This window comes from Cupriavidus basilensis OR16, assembly GCF_000243095.1.
Classification (GTDB): Bacteria; Pseudomonadota; Gammaproteobacteria; order Burkholderiales; family Burkholderiaceae; genus Cupriavidus; species Cupriavidus basilensis_D.
Genome location: NZ_AHJE01000361.1, coordinates 1 through 599, shown reverse-complemented (window position 1 = coordinate 599; position 599 = coordinate 1). Strand labels below are relative to the sequence as shown.

Below are 599 nucleotides of genomic sequence, written 5' to 3'. Positions count from 1 at the left end.
CTCCGCCACCAAGGCCGGCCTGATCGGCATGACCCGCACGCTGGCGATGGAACTCGGCGGCGACGGCATCACGGTCAATGCCGTGGCGCCCGGCCCGATTGCCACCGACCTGTTCCGCAAGAGCAACCCCGAAGGCAGCGAGCAGACCAAGCGGATCCTTGCCAGCATCGCGGTCAAGCGCATGGGCACGCCGGAAGACGTGGCACGCGCCTCGATGTTCTTCCTTTCGCCAGACAATGGATTCGTGACCGGCCAGGTGCTTTATGTGTGTGGCGGCACCACCTTGGGCGTCGCACCTGTGTAGTCCCGCGGCGTGACCCGCGCCAAACGCGCGGCGGTCATCACGCCGCAGTATTTTGTCCGTAGAAAACTAAAAAAGATGACCCGCGCCACAAGCGTGGGCTTGCAGCGATTTATCCTGGAGCAAACATGAAATCCGATTCCCAAGCTCGCACCCCGCACAACAGCGCGCGCCGTCGCCTGCTGGCTGCCGGTGTGGCAATGGCCGCCACCTTCGGCGGCATGACCAGCGCCGCCTACGCACAGGGCAACTACCCGACCAAGCCGATCACCATGATCGTGCCGTTCTCGGCCGGCGG

The 599-nt window shown here is 64.6% G+C and carries 1 protein-coding gene; it reads left to right on the top strand.

Translation table 11 applies throughout. From position 1 onward, the window contains the following. Positions 1–304: SDR family oxidoreductase (locus OR16_RS39140; protein WP_006165078.1), on the top strand; the 304-nt coding region annotated here is incomplete at its 5' end. Positions 305–599: the final 295 nt, after the last annotated feature.